The sequence below is a fragment of the Enterobacter sp. CM29 genome (assembly GCF_013179605.1).
GTDB classification, from domain to species: Bacteria; Pseudomonadota; Gammaproteobacteria; order Enterobacterales; family Enterobacteriaceae; genus Enterobacter; species Enterobacter intestinihominis.
This window is the reverse complement of sequence record NZ_JABMCU010000249.1, coordinates 1-5,324: the sequence shown is the minus strand read 5'-3', so window position 1 is coordinate 5,324 and position 5,324 is coordinate 1. Positions and strand designations below refer to the sequence as shown.

Below are 5,324 nucleotides of genomic sequence, written 5' to 3'. Positions count from 1 at the left end.
GCTTCTTCAGGAGTGACATTTTGACTAAGATTCCAGCCGTCGAAGGAAACCTTAAATCGTTTGTTATATGTGAAACGGAATCTAAATTACGGCTAGTCACATTTAATAGATCGTCCGCGGATCCTTGCCACGGCCCTTGATTTTTTCCAGTACCATTTTTAATAGATCTATATAGTTCTTCATGCATTCCAGCGCTATAAGGATCCGGGAAAAACGTTGGCATATTTTTCATAGTACCAAGATCGGTTGGTCCAATGCTGTTGGCTATGTTTCGTGGCATTAAATGGTATCCCATTCCATTTGGGTTCCATGCCCATTGCATTAACCCTAATAAATTTATCCAGGTAAGTTGGTTGGGAACATTTGAGTATAAGTTTAACCCTCCCTTTAACACTCTCGAAGCCTGCACAATAAACTGACAGATCGGTGTATAGCAGAAAAGGAAATATGTTATTAATGAAATAATTGGGCACTTCATCATTACATCAATGAAGCCCCCTGTAAAAAGTAGTGATCAACAAAGCCCCCCTCTTACGAGGGTAAGAACCTGTATCACCATGCTTCATCTTCAGGAATTATTTTTCCAATAAAACTTTCAAAATTTGGCTCAAGATAGATCTCCTCCTGATTTTCCAAATCACAAAAATATACTGCACCATCATTTACCCCAACACAATAGGGGAACCCACCTCCATCAATTGCGAATGGTATAAAATTTTCTGCAAGAATTTTTTTGTTAACTACTAAATCCTTATAGTAATCATCAACAGTTAATATGCCCGATTTTTTAGTATGTAATATAGGTAGGAAATATTTTATATCATTCTCGTAGTGTTCGCTTTGATAAACACGACGACCTTCGTCCAGTATGCCACCATTACTTATAAGCCATATAGATTTTAAGGCATTAGGAAAAGTTACGCCCAGCGAAACTTCGATCTTGCCTAGCTCATCAGCAGATACAGCAGGGGAAGAGTCTATAAGTTTAATCATCATTTCTCTCCTATTGACAATGTTTAGGAATACGACCTCTCAGCCATCCTTTACTATGAGATATTTTTATAGCTTCAGGAGAGCCATACTTCACTCCAAAATGTTTTTCGAACTGAGATACAGACCCCTTATGTGGGAAAGATGCTTTGTGCGCCTCAGTCGTGACCAACTGCATAGTTGACTTACCTGTTTTTGGATCAAAATCATCAAGGTGATGCCATGTATATTCGCTTGCATCAGCTTCACTTATGCCTGCAAGTTTGTAGGCTTCTGTGAAATCCCGCCCCCTTGATCCTTGAAGGGTAATTTCAACGATATTTCGTTGCGTCCCAGTAACAGGATAAAGTGATGGGCTTCCACTAAAGTCAACGCCGCTCAATGCCAGACCCATAGGGTCTATCCATAACAGAGGGTTAGGGGCATAATTATATAAATTTAAGTTTCCACCATTCAACCCAATCGGGTCCTGCACAATAAACCGCCCGACCTGCGGGTCGTAGTAGCGGAACAGGTTATAGTGCAGCCCCGTTTCACCGTCAGCGTACTGCCCGGCATAGCGAAGCGGCTGGTGTGCCATCGCCGTGCGATTCACCAACCGTGAGAACCCTTCGCTCTGATGGCGCACCTCGCCAAAGCTGCCGTACTGGCCGCTCCAGCGCACCGCGCCGCGCTCGTCTGTGACCTCCAGCGGAGCACCGTTCAGATCGGTATTGAACCAGTAAATCTCACCGCTGCTCTGGTCACGAAGGTGATCCACCCGTGCCAGCGGGCTCCAGGCTTCATTCGGGTCGTATACATAGGTGCTGCGCAGCCCGCTCTCCTGCTGCACCTGCAGCAGACGGTAGCCCTGCCACAGGAAGCGGGTGTCGGTGGTGCCGTGCGTCGTGGTGACGATTTTGCGCGTACGGCGGCCCAGCGCGTCGTAGTGGTAGCGCGCCTCAAACCGCCCTTCCGGCCCGGTTCCGCGGGCGGATACCAGACGGTTCTCGGCGTCATACGCATAATGCTGCTCGTACAGCCCGATGCGGCGGCTGACCAGGTTGCCCCAGGAGTCGTATTTCATAAACAGCGCCTGCCAGTGCTGGAGGCGGTTATCCGTAACCGGTACCGCATCGTCACTGGCGGCGAGGTTATCCGCGGCGTCATAGCTGAACTGCGCGCGGCTGTGCCCCTGTCGGGCCTCGTAGTGCTTCAGCAGACGCCCTTCGGCGTCGTAGCCGTAGTCCACCTCACCGCGCAGGGTGTCGCTGACGCCGGAAAGCTCACCGCGCGCGGTGTAGCGATACAGGCGTTCCAGTAGCGCCTGCTCCGGCAGGGTCACGTCCGTGCTCAGTTCGCTGCACTGCAGGGTGCGTCTGCCGAGGCTGTCATACTGGCGGAACTGCTCGCGCGCGCCCTGGGTGCGGCGCACTTCGCGATGCAGGCGGTCGCGGGTGAACTCGGTCACCAGCTGCTGCCCGAAGCGGATGGCGCTGACGTGGCCGGAGCCGTAGTGCAGCCAGGCCAGCTTTTGCTCGCCGGGCAGCGTCAGGCCGGTCAGGTTGCTCAGGGCATCCCATTCGTAGCCCACCGCGCCGTTAATGCCGGACTCGCTCAGCACGCGTCCGGCGGCGTCGTGGCGGTAAGCGATCTCATCGCTTTCGATACCCAGGGCAACGCCTTCGGCCGTCGGCGTGCGGCGGATGCGGGTAATCTGGCCGCTCAGGTCGCGGAAGTAGCGGTACTCCGCGTGGCGCTGAGTGCGCCCGATCAGCAGCCCGCTGTCGTCATAGCTGAACTGCTGGACGCGACGGGCGATGCCGCCGTCGGCGGCAGGCCGTCCGTTTTCTTCGAGCGCGCAGAGAAACCCTCGCGCGTCCCATTCCATATGGCGCACGGTCTCGTCCGGGCGCGTTTCGCTGAGCGGGCGGCCCACGGCGTCATAGGTGAAGCGGTATTCCGCCCCGTTGCCGTTATCGAGTCGCAGAAGGTTACCGCGCGGGTCGTAGCGCCACTGGCGCACGCGACCAATACGGTCGGTAAGGCTGACCGGGAGGCCGAGCGCGTTATAGGCCCAGCTCACCTCGCTTTCCAGCGGGTCGCGCCAGCCCGTGAGCTGGCCGCGTTCGTTCCACACCAGCGACTCGCGGCTGCCGTCCGGATGGATCACGGCGCTGAGCAGCCCGGCACGGCTCCACTCCCGCCGCGTGATATTCCCTTCTGCATCTTCGCTGGCAATCAGCTGCCCGAAGCGGTCGTAGGTGAAGCGGGTGACGCTGCCGGAGCAGTCGGTGCGCTGCGTCAGCAGCCCCTGGTGGTTCCAGACCAGGCGCACCACGCCGCCGATGGCGTCGGTGATGCTCTCCGGGAGGAATTCTTCATCATCGGGATAGCGATACGCGGTGGTGCTACCGGCCGGATCCGTCTCCGACAGCAGGCGACCGCGAAGGTCGTACATGGCCTGCGATGAGGTACCGTCCGGGTAAACCGTGCGGGTGATGCGGTCGGTCAGGCGATGCCAGTGATACTCCGTGCGGCGGCCCGCCGGGTCCGTCTCGCTGGTCATGCGGCCGTATTTGTCCCACGTGCTGCGGCGCATCGCCCCGCCCGGCAGAATGACGTGGCAGAGCTCGCCGTCGCGGTAGACAAACGTCGTCTGGCGACCGTCGTAATCCGTGAAGCGCGCGACGTTGTCGTCGTCATCCACCAGCCAGTGCGCCTGCGCGCCGTCTTCGCGGGTCGCGCGGCGGGTGCCGTTCTCAAAATCGTATTCGAACGTCAGCCGTTCGCCGCCGCTATGGCGGAAGCCGACCACGCGCGGCAGGCCGTCAATCTCCCGCCAGCGGTATTCGCTCAGCAGGCCGTTGGCGTCCTCATGAGCGCTCATCAGCCCATCCTGCCAGCTGAAGCGTCGGCGCACGCTACCGCCCCGGCCGGTCACGGAGACCAGCTGGCGCTGTTCATCATAAGCGTAACTGACCAGGCAGATCTCGTCATCCAGCCAGGCGCCAACGAGCCTGTCGCGGTCGTAGCGGCAGACCACGCGCTGGCCCGCACAGTCTGTCAGGGCATGCAGGGTATTATCCGCATTCCACTCAAAGAGGATATCGTTGCCGCAGGGTTCGGAGAGGCGCAGGAGCAGCGACGGGGCATCATCCCGCAGCGGCGCATAGTGCCAGCGCTCGCCGCTGACGTCATACACCGACCAGCTGTCGTCCTGGTGATGTTCAAGCCAGTTTTTTTCGCTTTCGCAGTAGGAGCGCATCCCTTTCGGGACCTTCGGGAAGGCGACGTAATCGCCGGACGGTGCGCGCCACACCAGGCCGTCCTGATAAGGCTCCAGGCGGCTTTCCCAGAACAGGCTCCATCCGCGGCCCAACACGCTGTCGCCGGGATTGCCGCTGCGCCAGTAGCGCTGCCAGCGCACCGGAAGACGGGAAGGCAGGACGAAGTCCAGCTCATCATCCCCGCTAAGAAACTTCTGTCCGCTGACGATATCCACCGGGCGGGCGATGATCCCCGCGGCCGCCACGCCGGTCATCAGCGTGCCGGCGCGACAGGCGATACGGGCCAGCTTATTGATGCCGGGGATTTTGCCCAGCAGCTTAGAGAGCGCCCCGACTTTGCCAGCGGCGCCGCCCCAGCCGCCGAGAAGCCCGGCGAACAGCAGGGTAAGATCGGAGACCTTGTAGAGCCACTCGGGCACTTCAGACTGAATGGGGAGGGTTTGCTGCGGGTCGCCGCCGATAATGACGTTGTCCGAACCGGTCATCACCTTCGCGTCGCAGGTGGTGCGATCCCCGATGCGGGACGCTGGCTGGCCGTTAATGGAGACACGCTTAGAGCCTTCGGCCATCTGCTGCGAGCCGTCGTCAGAACAGTCGACGGTGCTATCGGTGGCAAGCGCGGCGGGTTTACCGTTGATAAACACGTTGGGCGAGCCGGAGGTGATGACGCCTTTCTTCGTCATGCTGGATGCCCCGGCGTCGGCGATGCTGTCCCTGGCGGCAGTCGCCAGCTCCCCGGTGTAATATCCCACGGCCAGGCTGGCGCCGACGAGCAGGACGCCCACGCCAAGACAGGATGCGCCGAGACCGGCAATAAACATGGCCCCCGCCAGAATGCCCCCGGCTGCGGCAATCAGGCCACCGACAATCGTTCCGGCAATCATCCCGGCCAGCGCACCGGAGTGGCCGATATCATCACCAACGCGTGCTGCTTCAAACATAACAACGGTCCCTGAAGTTAATGGTGGAAGCGGAAGCTCCTGAGAAGATCGCCAAACAGCGCGCCGTCGGCATCGCCCGGCGCGCGGGTGCAGGTCATAGTGAACACCAGGATTTTATCGCCGT

2 protein-coding genes and 1 pseudogene are annotated in these 5,324 nt (G+C 58.3%); all 3 read right to left on the bottom strand.

Annotation, left to right across the window (positions count from 1 at the left end; translation table 11 throughout):
* Nucleotides 1-394: pseudogene (locus tag HP459_RS23415) on the bottom strand (hypothetical protein); the annotation flags it as partial.
* A gap of 158 nt (nt 395-552) precedes the next feature.
* A complete protein-coding gene (locus HP459_RS21020; RefSeq protein ID WP_032621640.1) occupies nt 553-996 on the bottom strand; it encodes an SMI1/KNR4 family protein in 444 nt (147 codons plus the stop codon).
* Between the two features lie 7 nt (nt 997-1,003).
* Nucleotides 1,004-5,200 carry an RHS repeat-associated core domain-containing protein gene (locus tag HP459_RS21015; protein WP_171936779.1) on the bottom strand — a complete coding sequence of 1,399 codons (4,197 nt, stop codon included), beginning with the start codon at nt 5,198-5,200 and terminating at the stop codon, nt 1,004-1,006.
* Between the last annotated feature and the right edge of the window lie 124 nt (nt 5,201-5,324).